A 14,320-nucleotide genomic window follows, 5' to 3' on the forward strand; every position below is an offset into this window, starting at 1 on the left:
TCGCGAACTTCTCAGGGAAGATCAACGTCGCGCGCGCGATGGGTCTCATCGACGTCGCTACGCGGCGTGATTTGCACGCCATCAGGGGCCTGCGCAACCTACTCGCTCATGCGGATCGGCCGGTCCATTTCACCAGCCCGGAAGTCATCGAGAAAGCTAAGAGGCTTTTCGCGCAGGACTGGGAGGAGGGATCGCGCGTGAGAGTGCTGTTCGATGCCGCCACTGGCAGAGCGGAGATGGCGATCAACGCGAAGATCGACTCACTGAATTACGAGCAGGCCACCAGGGCATAAGTGGTCCTGATCTCCGTCTGTGGTTGCGACGATCTGGTCGGACGGTCACTTCAGCAGCTGCCGCGTGATGCCCTTAGACACCTCCCACCAGAGCGCGGCATCCTCCGTTCCGAGAGTCACGCCCTCGGTGAGTTGCTTCTGTGGGTGGATATAGTTGCGGTAGTCGCGCAATGCGTGACCGATCGACTTCGCTGAGACGGTTATCCAACTCAACTCGTGGGCAACCGATATGAAGTCAAACAGAACCCAATCCTTGAGAGGCTTGGTACCGCCGTTCTTATCCTTGGGCGCTGCCGTCGCCGTAAAGATCGGCTTCTTGTTGGACTCTTGATTTACGCGTGCCAGCAGCAAACCCTCCAACAGGCCCCCCATCATCACCGTTGCTGCAAGCGGGGCGGGCGCGTTTAGACAGTTGACGCACTCAATCCAGCGATCTGTGAGGATCTTCTGCATCACGGCGTCGCCGATGAGCGGAGCGAAGTCCGGCGGCGCTTCGGACTCTCGATTCGGTGGTCTACCGAGCGCGCTGGACCGGAGCTGAACAAGTTTCGACTTGAGACCCTTCAACTCGGTGAGAAATTTCTCCCGCGACGCGTGACGTTCAGAGGACTCCGACAAGCGCACGTAACACTCATCGACGACGCTAAGCTGTTGCTCGTCAACATGGCCGCCGAGAGCGGGACTGTGAGCCTGGAACCAAGCCAAAGCAGTAGCCTTGATGGCAAGACGCTCATCGTTTGAGCGAACCTGCCGCTGCTTGCTTCTGCCTAGGGATTTGCGAAGGCGATCTACCTCGCTCGCTGCAGCGTCAATTTGTTCGATGGCAGACTGGGCCGAAGTCACTTCTTCTTCGTCGTCTTTTTCTTGTTCGTTTGTCTTGCACCCCTCTTTTTAGTAGTTCCCTTTCGAGAGGCGCGCTGCTCACCTTCCGGCAACGCCATCGCTACTAGATTCTCCCCTACCGAATTGATCTGGTAAGCGCCCTTGTCGGCTGCCTTGTCGAGGTAGCCGCTTTGGTGTGCATTGATGAGTGTCTGCCCAGGTTTTGCGAGCCTGCTGCGGTTGCTCTTTCTTGTAGCGTCTACGAGATCTTCCTTTGTAATCGACTCCTTGCGATCACTCGGCGGAGCCTCGAACTTGTAGTAGTAGGCCACGACCGCTGCGAACTGTCTGTCACTTCCCGGTCTCTTCGCCTCCACAAAAGATTTGATGTCCCAGCGCGCGGCGTTTTGTGGGTCCGCATCCTTGCGTGGAGGGTCAGGCATCGAGGCGGGAGAGGCTGGCGGTTTACGCTCCGCTCCCAAGCCCGTCTTCTCCCGCGCCCACCTAAGGATCCGCTCCTGATCGTGCGGTTGGAAGCCATGCAGCGCTTCGACAACTCTGCGTACCGCTTCAAGATCGTCCTTCTGCTCGGAAGCCTCATCCTTTTGTTTCATCCCGTAGCCTTTCGGTCGTGCCGCGATGTGCAGCCTAGCCGAAATAATTGCTACACAGGCGTTACTGCAACTCAAGGGTGAGCGTTTCCACAAGTGGGTTGCTGATGTTCCTATTATGTTCCAAACTAGCCTTATGGCGGCCTCGGGGCACGATCTGCCGTTCCGCGTCGAGGTGTGGGACGAGCGCGACGCGCACGTGGATGAGTTGGTCGCGTTGGTGGGCGATCACGCGGTCGCGCGCGCCGCGTTCGACGGGGCCGTGAGGCGCAGACCGGGCCGCATCGTTACGCTGCGGCAGAGGACGCGTTTGCTGGCCGATAGCCGAGAGAAGTGAGACCGGAGCCCTGCGGCGGCGCGGGACCTCAGGAGTACTCCAGAAACTTTGCGGCTTTCGATTATTCTGATGGTCGGTCGGGGTCAGGCGTCGGTTACGCAATCCATCCGAGCTCGCGCGCCTTGGTGTTCGCGGCCTGCCAGGCTCGAGCGAACAGCTCATAGTCATCGCCCTCGGTGCGCTTGCGCAGGATCAACTGCGGCATGGCGCTCGGCCTCGCATAGATGGCGATGAACTGAGTTTCGGGCGCGCACACGATGATCAGGTCGCCGTCGACGTCAACATGAAGATCGGGATCGCTAATCGCCACATCCCTCGGGATATTGCGGGCCAAGCGAGTAGTCGCAGGGCGTCCAGTACGGATCCGGATGGTAGGTCAAGGCGCCATCATAGTTTTGCACACAGTTGCCTCCCGCCCCACGATGATAGCGCAAGGGGCAGCCGCTGCTCCCTTCCCCTTTTTTGGTCAAAAGGGGCGCCGCCTGTGTCGATGTCGCGAGGCCGAGAGCGAGCACTAAAGCGAGCAACCTCGTCATCCTTCCTCCGTGTCACGCCGTGGAAAAGATACGACCACGGAAGATATCATTTCTTGCGAGGGTCGTCCCATATGCGGATTCGGCCGGCGGGCTCTCAATGCTCGCCGCGTTCGGTGCCAGCATGTTCGTCGCCTATCGCGCCGCATCGGTGGGAGCAAGCGCCAACGCCCGCTTCACCATCGGCGTGCTCGCGGGCGTCGTAGCGTTCCATCTTGTTTCGCTGGCAACTGGCACGCTCGCCGCCTTGGCCACCGGCTATCCGCTGCCGTTTACGGCCTAGCGCGAGGGATCGACGCCTTCAGCATTGCGCCGGGTGCCGCTCGCAAATCGTCGCCCTGACCCAGGCGATGATTTTCCAGATCTCGTCGTCCGTCTTGAAGATTTCGCCGAAATGCGGCATCGGCCCGACCACGTTCTCCGAGCCCTTGCGCACAAAGCCCTGCTTCTGAAATGCATCGTTCGGGCTCAGGCTTCCGGTGCCAAGCGCGATCACCCTGAACAGCGTGTCGTCGTCGTCCCCGTAAATCCAGACTTCGTTGGTGAGGGGCGCCGCCATCCCGCCGCCGCCGCCGCCGCCGTGGCAGCCGTTGCAGTCATGCGACAGGTAAATCTTGTGACCTTCCTGGGCGACGCCGGCGAAGTCCGCATAGGGGCTGTGCAATTGCCCCCTTGGCGTGCCGACCGCGCGGTCGAATGGCGTCACGGTATTGGCGACCACCGCTTCCCCGCCGCCGATCAGCGCGGCGAAGGTGAGGCAGAATAGAATAATGCGGACGGTTCTCGGCATGGCAATTGCGCCTGATATTCGTCGGCTCTCCCTTGCAAAACGTCCGGTCAGTGAAACTGTCAAAAGGTGCCCCTCAGGCCTCACTCAACCTGAGGGGACTTTTTCCAGAGTAGTGACATGTGCGGACGTCCCGATTGAACGCGGGTTTATCGAGAAGCTCCAGCTGAAACGAACTTGCTGGTGTCGACGAGCGCAAGCGTCTCGGCATAGTCGCCGCACTGAAGATTGATCGACTTGCTCTCGGCACTGTCGATGTGGACCATCTGGCGAGGGTTCAGGCTGACGCGGAGGCGCGCCGCCGAATCGCCACTCTCATCGCTACGGTCCCACACCACGACGTTGATGGAGCAATGGCCACCACCCGGCTCGTAGAACGCGATGACGCGCTTACTGCCGACCGACGTGAGGATGGGCTCGTGAGGCCCGACCGGCCCCAGGTTCTGAGCAAGGTCTTCGGCTCGTGCGGGGAGACTGGCGGAGAGGGCGACGAAAGCACCCGCGGCGGCCAACCCCAAGAACCGGCTTCGACTGAGCGTAAACATCGTAAATCTCCTTCCAAGCGCTGGCCCAAGACGATCTTGAGCCTGAAGGAGAGTCTCGCGCGTTTTGGCAAAGTGCGCTGTGGCTTTTGCCACGTGAGATTTGTGGGTTTTGCCACACGCCCTTTTGTCAGGAGCGCGCCGGCCGAAAGCGTCCTATTCGCCGGTCATCTCGTGCAGCATGGCAGCGAGGCGATCGAGATCGCGGACGATGAGCGTCCCGCTCTTGCGCTCGATGATGCCGATGCGCGAAAGGCGATTGAGCTCGCGGGTCACCGCCTCGCGGTGGGTGCTGATGCGGCTCGCGATCTCGGCGTGGGTTGGCGCGGGAGAAAGCCGCGCGCCCTTGCCCTCGCGGGTCGCGAGGCTCGCCAGGCGCAGCAGCTCGGCATGGATGCGATTGTTGACGGCAAGCGTGCTGAATTCGTAGACGCGTTTGGTGAGCGATCGAACATTGCGCACCAGGCCCTTGAGCACAGCCTCGGCCACCACCGGCTCGGTCGTCAACAGCTTGCGAAATTCCTTGGCGGACATCGAAGCGATGAGACAGCTCGTCCGCGCCTCCACGCTGGCTGAACGCGGCCCGCCGTCGATGGCGGCATATTCGCCGAAGATGTCGCCGGCTGCCACAGTGCGAAAGCTCACCGCTTGACCCGCAACCGAGTAGATCGTGACGCCAACCTCTCCGCTCGCCACGAAGAACACGTCATCGGAGGAATCGAGATAGCCGACGATCGGCTCGCCCTGCTCGTAGCGCCGCCAGGCACAGCGTTGATGGATCGCTTCGAGAGCCTTCTGGGCGAGGCCCGCAAATATGGAAATTCCCGCAAGGGTGTACGGGAGAACTGCGATCTGAGACCGTTCCATGTGCCGCTGCCTGGGACGCCAGCCGCGTGAAACAGGCGCGATACCGGCGTCGTCCTTAACGCGCGTAGCCAGACTGTGCGTCATAGCGAACATCCTTCGGTTGACTTGGTCAAGATCCCCTGCGGGCGCCAACTCTCCTAAATCCGCCCGAAGGTTGCGATGGCAAGTAGGTGATAGGACGGGGGGCCAAAAAGGCGCTGTGACATTTGCCACACCGCCGCCGGCACAAGCTGCGCAAAGGCCATTCCTCCGCCGCAAAACCGCCGCCGAGCTTTGCTCCCTTCCCCGCCTCGTTAAGAGGCCAACTCAAGTCGAGGGACACACGATGAGAAAGTATCTGATTGCAGCTATTCTGATTGCGGCGTTCGCTTCACCTGCGGTCGCCGAGGAGTTCTATGTCGGCTATGACGGCAAGCGATGCGAGATGTTCAGCCACAAGCCTGGAGACAAGATGAACCTGATCGGCACCTTCAATTCGAAGCACGACGCCGAGAAGGCCATGAAAGAGATGAAGCAGTGCAATAAGGGCTGAGCCCTCCAGGTTTAGGGGGGATCATTGCCAGTAGCCGGCATGCCGCAAAACTGCCGCTGAGCTTTGATCCCCTATGCCCGCGCCTCCTCCGAGGACGCGGGAGACATAGAGTTGAGACGCTTCCTTTTTGCCGCCTTCTTGTTTGCCGCCGTCCTGGCCCTGCTCGCCATGCCGCAGGCGCGCGCGGATTTGCGCATCCTGTCGAGCCCCGGCGGCTATGTCGGCGATTATCTTCAGGCCTTCGCGCGGGTGCGGCAGTCCGGCGAGCGGGTGATCATCGATGGGCCTTGTCTCTCAGCCTGCACGCTCGTGCTCAGCACCATCCCGAGCAATCGCATCTGCGTCACGCGCAGAGCCGTGCTCGGCTTCCATGCGCCGCGAGTGGTCGACCGCGTGACCGGCCGCTCGTCGCGCGCGCCTGAGGCGACGCGCATCGTGGTCAATTCCTATCCGGCCAGAGTGCGCGCCTGGATCAAGAAGCGGGGCGGGCTTTCGCAAAAGCTCATCCTTCTCCGCGGCCGCGAGCTTGCGAGCTTGTACCCGCGCTGCTAAGGGGCCGGCCCCACACAGCAACATTGTGAGAGCCGCGCCCGCGCGCAAGCTTGGTTTGCCGCTCCGGTCACGCGAAGCGCCGGCGGCGCATCCAGACGCTTCTGTCCTCGTCCCCTATTCGGGGATCACCTGCATCGTCGCCGTGCCGGGCACCGTCGTCATTCCCGGAGCCGAAGCCGGAGCGGCAGCCGGAGCTGGCGCTGGCTTTGCTGCCTGAGCCGGCGCAGGAGCCGGTGCCGCCTTGGCCTGAGCCGGTGCTGGTGCCGGTTGCGGCTGAGGAGCGGGCGGCGGCGCGGCTTTAGCCTGAGCCGGGACCGGTGCTGGTTGCGGCATCGGCGCGGGCGGTGGCGCCGCCTTTGCTTGTACCGGTGCCGGTGCCGGTGGCGGAGCTGCCTTGGCTTGCGCCGGGGCCGGAGCTGGCTTCGGCTTGGCCGGCGCTGGTGCCGGCGCGGCCTTCGCGGTCGCTTCAGGCTTCTTAGGCGTCAACTTTTCCGGTGCCCCGGCAGGACTTGGCGTTCCCGTCGCACCTTGCTGTCCGGCCTGAGACCCGGGAGGCGGAGCGCTCCCCGGCGGCAAAGGCGGCAACACGGACTGAGATTCCGTTGGCGGCGCTCCATACCCGAGGCCCTGATAATCGGCGCACGGCTTCCAGGACCAACACACTGCGTTCGCCGGCAGCGACAGAAACATCAATGCAAACACTGCTAGGGGGACAGTTAGCAGAAGAGATTTTGCTTTCATCGACCCCTCCCCTTTACCCCTGGGTTCTCATGCACGCGCAAGCAGCCGTCTCTTGACCGTGCTTACGTGCTTCGCGTGGGAGCGGAAGCGGCTTCGATACTGACGATGACGCAAACCCCCACAAGCGAAGCTGCCGGCTACCGGCTTCGGTCACCTTGCACCCCCGCGTGCAGACCAATCATAGCTCAACATTTGGGCGCAGCATCATACGGATTTATCGAGCTTTTGAGCCAGATCGGTCGAGCTTTGCCACAATTTCACGCGCCAAATCGGTGAGCGACGGGTCCCGCGCACCCATCACCAAGACCATGTCTCCGGCGCGGGCCTCCTCGGCGATACGTGCGGCGAGCCAGGCGCGGGACGGTGCGAACTCCGCCTTGACGCCGTTCCTGGCAATCTCTCCGACAATGTCGGCCGCGGAAAAGTCGCGGGCAGCGGTGCCGCCGGCATAGAACACTTCGAGCATCCACAGGCGATCGTCGCCCCTGAGCTCGCGGGTGAAGGTGTCGACGAAGTCCTGCCGGAGAAAGCGCGTGGGCCCATAGCCGTGCGGCTGATAGATGGCGAGCACGCGCGCGGCGTTGAGTTTCGCCGTTCCGAGCGCCGCGGCGATCTTGTCGGCGTTGTGGGCGAAATCGTCGACGACAGCGACGCCGCGGGCGGCGCCGACGGTCTGAAAGCGCCGCCCCACGCCTTGGAAGCTCGCAAGAGGCGCAACCATGTCGGCAAGCGGCACATCGAGTGCAGCGGCCGCGGCGATGGCGGCAAGCGCATTGGCGACGTTATGACGACCGGGCGCCGGCAGCGCGAAGGTAATTTCATCGACGACGAAGCTGCTGCCTGACGAAGCAAGCTCGACATTGACCCCGCGAATGCCGGCGCGCGGTCCGAAGCCGAAGCGAAACGCGCCGCCAGCGAGCGCATCGAGATTTTCGTCCTCTCCCACGACCAGCGCCTCGCGGCAACGGGCGCGCAGCGCGGCGAACATCGACGCCACTTCCTCCATCTCCTTGTGGTCGCGCTGAAGATTGAGGATGACGCCGACCGCAGGCGCGTAGCGAACGAGCGAGCCGTCGCTCTCATCGGCCTCGACGACGAGAAGGTCCGAGCTTCCGGCGAACGCGTTGCCGGGCAGGCCGCGCGCCTGCAACAGGCGCAAATCTCCGCCGGTGATGACGGAGGGGTCGCGGCCGGCGCCTTCCAGGATCTCGAAGATCATCGCCGTCACCGTGGATTTGCCGCTCGTGCCGCTCACCGCCACGGTGCGATAAGACGCCACGAAGTGACCGAGCAGCTCGGAGCGGTGGACGATGGGGATAGTCTTGGCGCGCGCCGCAACGACGTCGGGAACCTGCTCCTCGACTGCGGTCGAGAGAACGAGCGCCGCGCAATCCTCGGTGACGCCGCTTCCGTCCTGGGGCATGATTTCGATGCCGAGACGCTGAAGCTGCATGCGAAGCTCGGGGCGCTCACCACGGTCGAAGGCGCGGTCGCTGCCGCTTACGCGCCCGCCCATCATCGCCTGGAATTGCGCGAGCGCGCTCATGCCGGAGCCGCCGAGCCCAGCGTAGTGGAACCGTCCAGGGCCCCTAGGATCGGGAATGACGAAATCCACGGGCTCCGCGATCAGGACGTAGTCTCCTTCGCGCATCTCGGCGGACAGGCAAGAGATGTCGGCGTTGGAGAGGCGCACGCAGCCATGCGACACCGGCCGGCCGAGCAGGCGCTCGTGATTGGTGCCGTGGAGATAGATGTAGCGCTCGAGCGAATCGTGTCCGGGGCCGCGGTTGACGCCCTCCTCAAGTCCATCGAGGGTGAGAATGCGGGTGAGAATGAGATCGTCGTCGCGGGCCTCGCCGCGCCACATCTCGCCGGTCGGCTCGCGGGACACGAACACCGAGCCTTGCTCGGCGCCCTCCCCGATCAGCCGGTGCACGCGATGCCAGCCGGGAGGCGTGCGGTAGGAGCCTTCCGCCCCGCCGATGCCGGCCTCAGCGGTTGAGACCGGCCACAGGGCTTTAGCCGCACCGTGCTCGAGCCAGACGGCGCGCTGGCGCTCGACATCCACCACGAGCAGGCGCGAGGGAAGCTCGGGCGGCGCGCCACGCCGGCTGAGCGCGGCATGGGCAAGATCGAGCGCGCGCGCGGCGAAACTGGGATCGACAGGACCGGTCATGGGCAGCGCACTCTGCCACAGGACACGCGCAAGGGCAGGACGAATTTCGCTGCCCTCAGGGCCGCTTAGCTCGAAGCCTGCGTTTAGTGCGAGCGGAAGGCCGAGCTCGAATAGAGCAAGGCCGGTACATCCGAAGAGGCCGGCGACTGCGGAATGTAAACGCCGCTCGACTGGGCACTGTCGCTATCGATCCCGTAGGCCTCCAGCCCAGGGATGGCCGGCGCCTCGTCAGGATCGGAGAAGCCGGCAGAGCCATCGGGATTTTGCCGGCTTGGGCTATTCGCATCGAAAGCGAGCGCCGCAGAGGGCAGAAGCAGCGCGGCAATCACGGCAAAGATCAATGTTGGTCGCATGGTCCGTCATCCCCCAAGCGGCGAGAGGCCGTACCATAGCCGTTCCCACAAGGCGCGCGCCCCATGACGAATGGACGCAACGACGAATGGACGTAAACGCGCCCTTGCCTCTCCCACAGGACTTAAGCGGGGATGAATTTCATCGACACGCCGTTCATGCAGTAGCGCAAGCCGGTTGGCGGCGGACCGTCATTGAACACGTGGCCGAGATGACCGCCGCAGCGCCGGCAATGAACCTCGTCACGCACCATGCCGAAAGTGTGGTCGGTGTCGGTCTTAACCGCGCCCTCGATCGGCTGGTAGAAGCTCGGCCAGCCCGTGCCGCTGTCGAACTTGGTCTTGGACTCGAAGAGCGGCAGGTCGCATCCGGCGCAGGTGAAAATGCCGTTGCGGTGCTCGTCGTTGAGGGGACTGGTGAAGGCACGCTCGGTGTCCTGCTCGCGCAGCACGGCAAACTGTTCGGGGGTGAGCAGCTTCCGCCATTCCTCCGGCGTGCGGGTAACCTCAAAGGTGCCGGCAATAGCCTCGCGGCGGCCGCCGATCAGGCACCAGCCGAGCACGGCGGCGCCGGCCGCGGCGACGGCGATGACGCCAAGATTGATCTCGCGGCGGGTGAAAGCCATGGTTTCTCTCCTTGTTGTCGGGCAGGCGGGCGTGCCCCGGGCGCGGGCAGTTTCCGCGCTTTGGTTCATCTGAACGCTAAGATGTCGAGCTGCCACCGGCAATTCAACTTGCGCGCACGGGCTTTCACATGCGCTTGACACGAACGGCATCGGCCGCTCGCGCGTCAGCCGCGGGAGGCGACCTGCGTTTCCGGAATCATGATGACGCAGCGCACCCCTTTTGCCGGAAAGGAGAGCTTCACTTCGCCTTCGAGCGCCTTTCCCACCACGCTTTCGATCATGGCGCGGCCAAATCCAGACCGCTCAGGGGTGCTCACCGGGGGGCCGCCCCGCTCTTCCCAGGTCAGCTTAAGCTGGTCGGATTCGCAGAATTGCCAATGGATGCGCACGCTGCCGCGACCGCTCGACAGCGCGCCGTATTTTTGCGCGTTGGTGGCAAGCTCATGCAGTGCGAGGCCGAGATTCTGCACGGCCTCAGGCTTCAGCATCACGTCTTCGCCGTCGATGACGATCTGGCTGTCGGAACGATCCGCGGTATGCATGTTGAGTTGCTGCTCGACCAGCGTGCGCAAGGAGGCGCCGTGCCAATTGTCGGCGACGAGCAAATCCTGCGAGCAGCCGATGGCGACGAGGCGCGCTCCGAAGCGGTCGAGAAAGTCGTCGATCGTCTTGGTGCGCGCGGCGGTCTGCCTGGCAATCGCTTGGATCACCGCCAAAAGATTTTTCGAACGGTGGGTTAGCTCGCGGAGCAGCAGGCGAAGCTGGTTCTCGGCCTCTTTCCGCTCGGTGATCTCGACGGCGACAGAGGTGGTGCCGATGGCGTCGCCCTTGTCGTCATGCAGAGCCTCGGTCAGCAGATAATAGGACCGCCTGCGGCCAGACAGCTCGAAATTGGTTTCGATGGTTTGCGACTCCCCGGTCTCGATGGCGCGCCGCTTTGCCGCCGTGAAGGAAGCGGCTGCCTCCGGCGACAGGATCTCGGCGTCAGTCTTGCCCAGCAAGCAAGCGGGATCGATGCCTGACGGCGGATTGTGCACCCAGGTAAAGCGCATGTCGCGGTCCTGGGTGAACACCATGATCGGCGAGCCGCGCAGCGCGATCTCGAAGCGCTGTTTGGCTTCGGCAAGCTCCTTGGTGCGGGCTTCGACCCGCTGTTCGAGCTGCTGGCGCGTCTCCTTCAGCTCCTCGAGCGTGCGCAGATGCGCCGCGATCTCGGATTGGAGCCGGTCGCGCGAGGGACGCCTCACGAGCTCCGGCGTCAGCCTCCAGATGACGATCGCGGCGGTCAGCGCCAGCAGGGCACTGAAAGCGGTGAGAATGTCGACCACGTCGTGCCCCGGCCCAAACAGCGCCGAAGCGAAATGCGTAAGGCCGGAAGAGGTAAGGAGCAACATGAACAGTATCAGCAGCACCTGGTCGCTTGCTCTGCGCTCTCCCCGGCGCAAGTAGATGACGAGAAGCGCCGCAGGAATGAGGAACAGCGAAGCGGCAATGATGCCGTCGGCCAAAGCGTGCAGCAGGTCTAACCCCGAGGTCACCGCTTGCGGTTGCGTGGAGTCCCCCGTGGCGAAGAGGACGTTGAGTATGTGCGCCATGTTTCCAGTCTAAGCCAAAACCGTTACGCCCGGGCGCCAATGCGGGTGCACCCGTCTCCGGCCACCCACTCCTGATGGCTTAGAACACCGCCAGAACGATTTTGTTCTCGAACTTTCAAGGATTTTCCGCGCGGCGCTGCCACTTTAGGAACTTTTCGGGCGGGAAAGGGTTGGGTTCCGACGTTCGAGCGCTCCCCCAGCCCCACTCCTCCCCGCGGCGATCGAACCAGACGCCCGCAGCCGGCCCCCGGTTGCGGGCGTCGCCCCTTTCGGCCACCCGTAGCCGCTCTGCCGCCGAGACCTGAGGCCCCGGGACCTTCCCCAAACCTGGGAAGGGGAGGAGCTACAGAAGCGCGGCGATCAGGGTGATGAGGAAAATCACGATGAAGATGAAGAACAGGATGCGGGCGATGCCGGCAGCTGCAGATGCCACACCGCCGAAGCCGAACACGCCTGCCACCAACGCAATGACCGCAAAAATGAGTGCCCAAGTGAGCATGTCACACTCCCCATGTTGGATAGCCGGCTTTCAGGGATGCCAACTCGCCCCAACGCTCCCCGGAACGCGCGGTTTTCCGATTCCGTTCCAAGCGAAGATGCGCGGGAGGTTGCGCGTCCGTCAAGAGCGTGTCCAGAAGCGCGCAACCACGCCGAGCAGATCCGGTCCGGTGAAAGGCTTGCCGATCAAGGGGGCTCCCTGGTGTTGCTTGGGCAGCTGCTCACGCCCGTAGCCGCTCACAAAGGCGAAGGGCACCCGTCTCGCAAGCAGAGCGTCGGCGACGCGGCCCACCGGCTCTCCGCCAAGATTGGCGTCGAGCAGAGCGCCGTCCACTTTTTCGCTTTCGAGCGTCCGCAGTGCGTCGCGTACCGACGCCAACGGCCCGATCACGACAAGTCCACCCTGCTCGAGCGCGCCGGCAATATCGAGGGCGATGAGAAATTCGTCTTCGACCACGAGGATGCGTTTGCCCGCCATTTCCTGCCCAGTCCGTACGCCAGCGAGGCCACCAAGCCGCTGCTATGTTTCATCAATTAAGGGCAATTTGATCAAGCCCATTTGCAGCGCGGTGACAGTAATAAGGGAACTCGATCGTGGCAGGCAGCGTTTGATCGATACTAAACTTCGCTTTCCCCCCAAGGCCCGCAATCGATGGCGGGCCTCCCCTAGCGAAAAGGAGCACGCTCATGAACTGGGATCGTATCGAAGGTAATTGGAAGCAGGTGCGCGGCAAGGTCCAGCAACAGTGGGGCAAGCTCACTGACGACGACCTCACCAGGATCGAAGGCCGCCGCGTCGAGCTGGTCGGCAAGATCCAGGAGCGTTACGGCATCGCCAAGGACGAGGCCGAGAAGCAGGTGGATAGCTGGGTCCGGAATATGTAAGCAAGCTTCGGTCAGCCGCACCTCCTCGCCTTGCGAGGAGGTTGCGGCGCGACTGAGCTTCGCGATTTTCCCTCGAACCGATAGAGAACCTTGGGCGCGGTCAATCGTGCGCGTTCCGCTGCCCTAGCCATGAGCCCTCACGGGCCGCAAGGAGCGCGACATGTTGAGCACGATCCTTATCGTCATCCTGATCCTCATCCTGGTGGGCGCCTTCCCATCCTGGCCGTATAGCCGCGGCTGGGGTTACGGCCCCTCAGGCGTGGTCGGATTGATCCTGGTGATTCTTCTCATTCTCTTGCTGCTGGGAAAGATCTAGCGCCGAGTCGCGAAGCTGTCGGAAGCGGGCCGTTTCGACCCGCCCCCAAACTTGGGCTAGGCGGCGGACGGGCGGTCGCGCAGCCGCGCGCGGCGCTCGAAGAACAGAGCCTGGCTCACGATCGCCTTCACCGTGTCCGGCTGATAAGGCTTGGTGATCAGGAAGGCAGGCTCCGGCCGCTCCCCGGTCAACAGCCGGTCGGGATAGGCGGTGATGAAGATCACCGGCACCTGGAAGGAGCCGAGCATCTCGTTCACCGCGTCGAGGCCCGAGCTGCCGTCGGCGAGCTGGATGTCCGCCAGCACGAGGCCGGGCTTCCCGTGAGCGATGGCTTTCACCGCTTCGGCATGGGTGCGCGCCACGGCCATGACTTTATGGCCCAGGCCCTCGACGATGCCTTCGAGGTCCATGGCGATCATCGGCTCGTCCTCGATGACGAGCACGTCGGTCGCGACTTGCGCTGCGATCTCGCGGCCGGCCTGATCGATCAGCTCCATCACCCCCCCCTTGTCGAGACCGAGAATGGAGGCGATGTCAGGCACGGAAAAGCCTTCCACGGCGCTCAGCAGAAAGGCCTGGCGAGGCAAGGGGGTAATGGATTCGAGCTTGCGGTCGACAGGGGTGGCGGGGCTCGTCTGCATATCAGGCTTGAGATTGACACCAACCGAGTTCCACAGCCCGGCGAAGGTCCGGAACAGGGCAACCCGCGGATCGAGCTTGGTATCGAACAGCGACGGGTCCTCGATCAGCACTTCGAGCGTGGCGGCGACATAAGCGTCTCCCGCGGCTTGCGTGCCGGCGAGAGCCCGCGCAAATCGGCGCAAATAAGCAAGATGAGGCGCTATCGCCTGGGATATCGACATGCGCTCCTGGCTTTCTAGGTGGGCCTAGTGGTATCCATTGCACCACTGGGATTGATGTTGGCAACTGGAAACCCTCGTCACAGTGTGCTTAAACGCCGCGGAGGCCGAGAAGGTTTCCCAGAGCGCGGAACCAATTGAGGTCTGGCCTGTTTTTACCTAAGGCACGGAGCGTATCCGCCGCTTTAGGAGTATCCCGGCGGATGGGGACGATTGTGGATCAGGCAGAGAAAAAGGAACGCCGGCGGAAGTCAACGAACGCCGGGAAGACCATGACTCAAGCAACCAGCAGCCAAACGCGGCCGGGCGCCACGCTCTCCACCGAGGAGGGATTGTCGCCAAATTTGCAGGCCCATATCGGCCGCCATCTGCGGGCCGTCTTCGATGAGGTTGCGCG

At 63.2% G+C, this 14,320-nt stretch carries 21 protein-coding genes; 8 read left to right on the forward strand and 13 right to left on the reverse strand.

Going from position 1 to position 14,320, the window contains the following annotated elements; all coding sequences use genetic code 11:
• Nucleotides 1-293: hypothetical protein (locus ACREC7_RS12430; protein ID WP_431556003.1), on the forward strand; the 293-nt coding region annotated here is incomplete at its 5' end.
• A 45-nt stretch (nucleotides 294-338) separates the two neighbouring features.
• Here the strand turns inward: ACREC7_RS12430 and ACREC7_RS12435 are convergent.
• The gene (locus tag ACREC7_RS12435) at nucleotides 339-1,136 is read right to left on the reverse strand and encodes a hypothetical protein (protein ID WP_431556004.1); all 798 of its coding nucleotides are present in this window, start codon (nucleotides 1,134-1,136) and stop codon (nucleotides 339-341) included.
• Complete coding sequence (locus tag ACREC7_RS12440; protein ID WP_431556005.1) at nucleotides 1,133-1,729, reverse strand: hypothetical protein; 597 nt, start codon at nucleotides 1,727-1,729, stop codon at nucleotides 1,133-1,135. The genes ACREC7_RS12435 and ACREC7_RS12440 overlap by 4 nt, the downstream gene beginning before the upstream one ends.
• A gap of 115 nt (nucleotides 1,730-1,844) precedes the next feature.
• Here ACREC7_RS12440 and ACREC7_RS12445 point away from each other — a divergent pair, with 115 nt between their 5' ends.
• Nucleotides 1,845-2,063, forward strand: coding sequence for a hypothetical protein (locus tag ACREC7_RS12445; RefSeq protein WP_431556006.1), 219 nt, complete (start codon nucleotides 1,845-1,847; stop codon nucleotides 2,061-2,063).
• A gap of 94 nt (nucleotides 2,064-2,157) precedes the next feature.
• Here ACREC7_RS12445 and ACREC7_RS12450 read toward each other — a convergent pair whose 3' ends face one another.
• Nucleotides 2,158-2,397: a hypothetical protein gene (locus ACREC7_RS12450; RefSeq protein WP_431556007.1), complete on the reverse strand. Its 240-nt coding sequence runs from the start codon at nucleotides 2,395-2,397 to the stop codon at nucleotides 2,158-2,160.
• A gap of 299 nt (nucleotides 2,398-2,696) precedes the next feature.
• Between ACREC7_RS12450 and ACREC7_RS12455 the strand changes: the two genes are divergently transcribed.
• Nucleotides 2,697-2,879, forward strand: a complete 183-nt coding sequence (locus ACREC7_RS12455) for a hypothetical protein (protein WP_431556008.1) — start codon at nucleotides 2,697-2,699, stop codon at nucleotides 2,877-2,879.
• 18 nt (nucleotides 2,880-2,897) lie between these two features.
• Here ACREC7_RS12455 and ACREC7_RS12460 read toward each other — a convergent pair whose 3' ends face one another.
• The 3 genes from ACREC7_RS12460 to ACREC7_RS12470 form a co-directional block, all read right to left on the reverse strand.
• Nucleotides 2,898-3,386: a c-type cytochrome gene (locus ACREC7_RS12460; protein ID WP_431556009.1), complete on the reverse strand. Its 489-nt coding sequence runs from the start codon at nucleotides 3,384-3,386 to the stop codon at nucleotides 2,898-2,900.
• A gap of 146 nt (nucleotides 3,387-3,532) precedes the next feature.
• Nucleotides 3,533-3,928, reverse strand: a complete 396-nt coding sequence (locus ACREC7_RS12465) for a hypothetical protein (protein ID WP_431556010.1) — start codon at nucleotides 3,926-3,928, stop codon at nucleotides 3,533-3,535.
• A gap of 153 nt (nucleotides 3,929-4,081) precedes the next feature.
• A complete protein-coding gene (locus tag ACREC7_RS12470; protein WP_431556011.1) occupies nucleotides 4,082-4,792 on the reverse strand; it encodes a Crp/Fnr family transcriptional regulator in 711 nt (236 codons plus the stop codon).
• A 325-nt stretch (nucleotides 4,793-5,117) separates the two neighbouring features.
• Between ACREC7_RS12470 and ACREC7_RS12475 the strand changes: the two genes are divergently transcribed.
• The 3 genes from ACREC7_RS12475 to ACREC7_RS12485 all read left to right on the forward strand — a co-directional run bounded on the left by ACREC7_RS12475 (nucleotide 5,118) and on the right by ACREC7_RS12485 (nucleotide 6,093).
• Nucleotides 5,118-5,324, forward strand: coding sequence for a hypothetical protein (locus ACREC7_RS12475; RefSeq protein WP_431556012.1), 207 nt, complete (start codon nucleotides 5,118-5,120; stop codon nucleotides 5,322-5,324).
• Between the two features lie 111 nt (nucleotides 5,325-5,435).
• Nucleotides 5,436-5,876 carry a hypothetical protein gene (locus tag ACREC7_RS12480; RefSeq protein WP_431556013.1) on the forward strand — a complete coding sequence of 147 codons (441 nt, stop codon included), beginning with the start codon at nucleotides 5,436-5,438 and terminating at the stop codon, nucleotides 5,874-5,876.
• 55 nt (nucleotides 5,877-5,931) lie between these two features.
• On the forward strand, nucleotides 5,932-6,093 hold the full coding sequence (locus ACREC7_RS12485) for a hypothetical protein (RefSeq protein ID WP_431556014.1): 162 nt from the start codon (nucleotides 5,932-5,934) through the stop codon (nucleotides 6,091-6,093).
• 738 nt (nucleotides 6,094-6,831) lie between these two features.
• Here ACREC7_RS12485 and ACREC7_RS12490 read toward each other — a convergent pair.
• From ACREC7_RS12490 to ACREC7_RS12515, 6 genes are all read right to left on the reverse strand, one after another.
• Nucleotides 6,832-8,793, reverse strand: a complete 1,962-nt coding sequence (locus tag ACREC7_RS12490) for a glutamate ligase domain-containing protein (protein WP_431556015.1) — start codon at nucleotides 8,791-8,793, stop codon at nucleotides 6,832-6,834.
• 83 nt (nucleotides 8,794-8,876) lie between these two features.
• Entirely contained in the window at nucleotides 8,877-9,146 is a 270-nt protein-coding gene (locus ACREC7_RS12495; RefSeq protein ID WP_431556016.1) for a hypothetical protein, read from the reverse strand.
• 122 nt (nucleotides 9,147-9,268) lie between these two features.
• Nucleotides 9,269-9,769, reverse strand: a complete 501-nt coding sequence (msrB, locus tag ACREC7_RS12500; RefSeq protein WP_431556017.1) for a peptide-methionine (R)-S-oxide reductase MsrB — start codon at nucleotides 9,767-9,769, stop codon at nucleotides 9,269-9,271.
• Nucleotides 9,770-9,933: 164 nt separating this feature from the next.
• Nucleotides 9,934-11,364, reverse strand: a complete 1,431-nt coding sequence (locus ACREC7_RS12505; protein WP_431556018.1) for a sensor histidine kinase — start codon at nucleotides 11,362-11,364, stop codon at nucleotides 9,934-9,936.
• A 343-nt stretch (nucleotides 11,365-11,707) separates the two neighbouring features.
• Nucleotides 11,708-11,863 (reverse strand): DUF1328 domain-containing protein, encoded by a 156-nt coding sequence (locus ACREC7_RS12510; RefSeq protein ID WP_431556019.1) that lies wholly within the window; start codon nucleotides 11,861-11,863, stop codon nucleotides 11,708-11,710.
• A 120-nt stretch (nucleotides 11,864-11,983) separates the two neighbouring features.
• Complete coding sequence (locus ACREC7_RS12515; RefSeq protein WP_431556020.1) at nucleotides 11,984-12,340, reverse strand: response regulator; 357 nt, start codon at nucleotides 12,338-12,340, stop codon at nucleotides 11,984-11,986.
• Nucleotides 12,341-12,549: 209 nt separating this feature from the next.
• Here ACREC7_RS12515 and ACREC7_RS12520 point away from each other — a divergent pair, with 209 nt between their 5' ends.
• Complete coding sequence (locus tag ACREC7_RS12520) at nucleotides 12,550-12,747, forward strand: CsbD family protein (RefSeq protein WP_431556021.1); 198 nt, start codon at nucleotides 12,550-12,552, stop codon at nucleotides 12,745-12,747.
• Between the two features lie 160 nt (nucleotides 12,748-12,907).
• Entirely contained in the window at nucleotides 12,908-13,063 is a 156-nt protein-coding gene (locus ACREC7_RS12525) for a DUF3309 family protein (RefSeq protein ID WP_431556022.1), read from the forward strand.
• Nucleotides 13,064-13,119: 56 nt separating this feature from the next.
• Here ACREC7_RS12525 and ACREC7_RS12530 read toward each other — a convergent pair whose 3' ends face one another.
• Nucleotides 13,120-13,926 (reverse strand): response regulator, encoded by an 807-nt coding sequence (locus ACREC7_RS12530; protein WP_431556023.1) that lies wholly within the window; start codon nucleotides 13,924-13,926, stop codon nucleotides 13,120-13,122.
• Nucleotides 13,927-14,320: the final 394 nt, after the last annotated feature.

Origin of the sequence: Methyloceanibacter sp., from assembly GCF_050728395.1 — a bacterium.
Taxonomy (GTDB): domain Bacteria; phylum Pseudomonadota; class Alphaproteobacteria; order Rhizobiales; family Methyloligellaceae; genus Methyloceanibacter.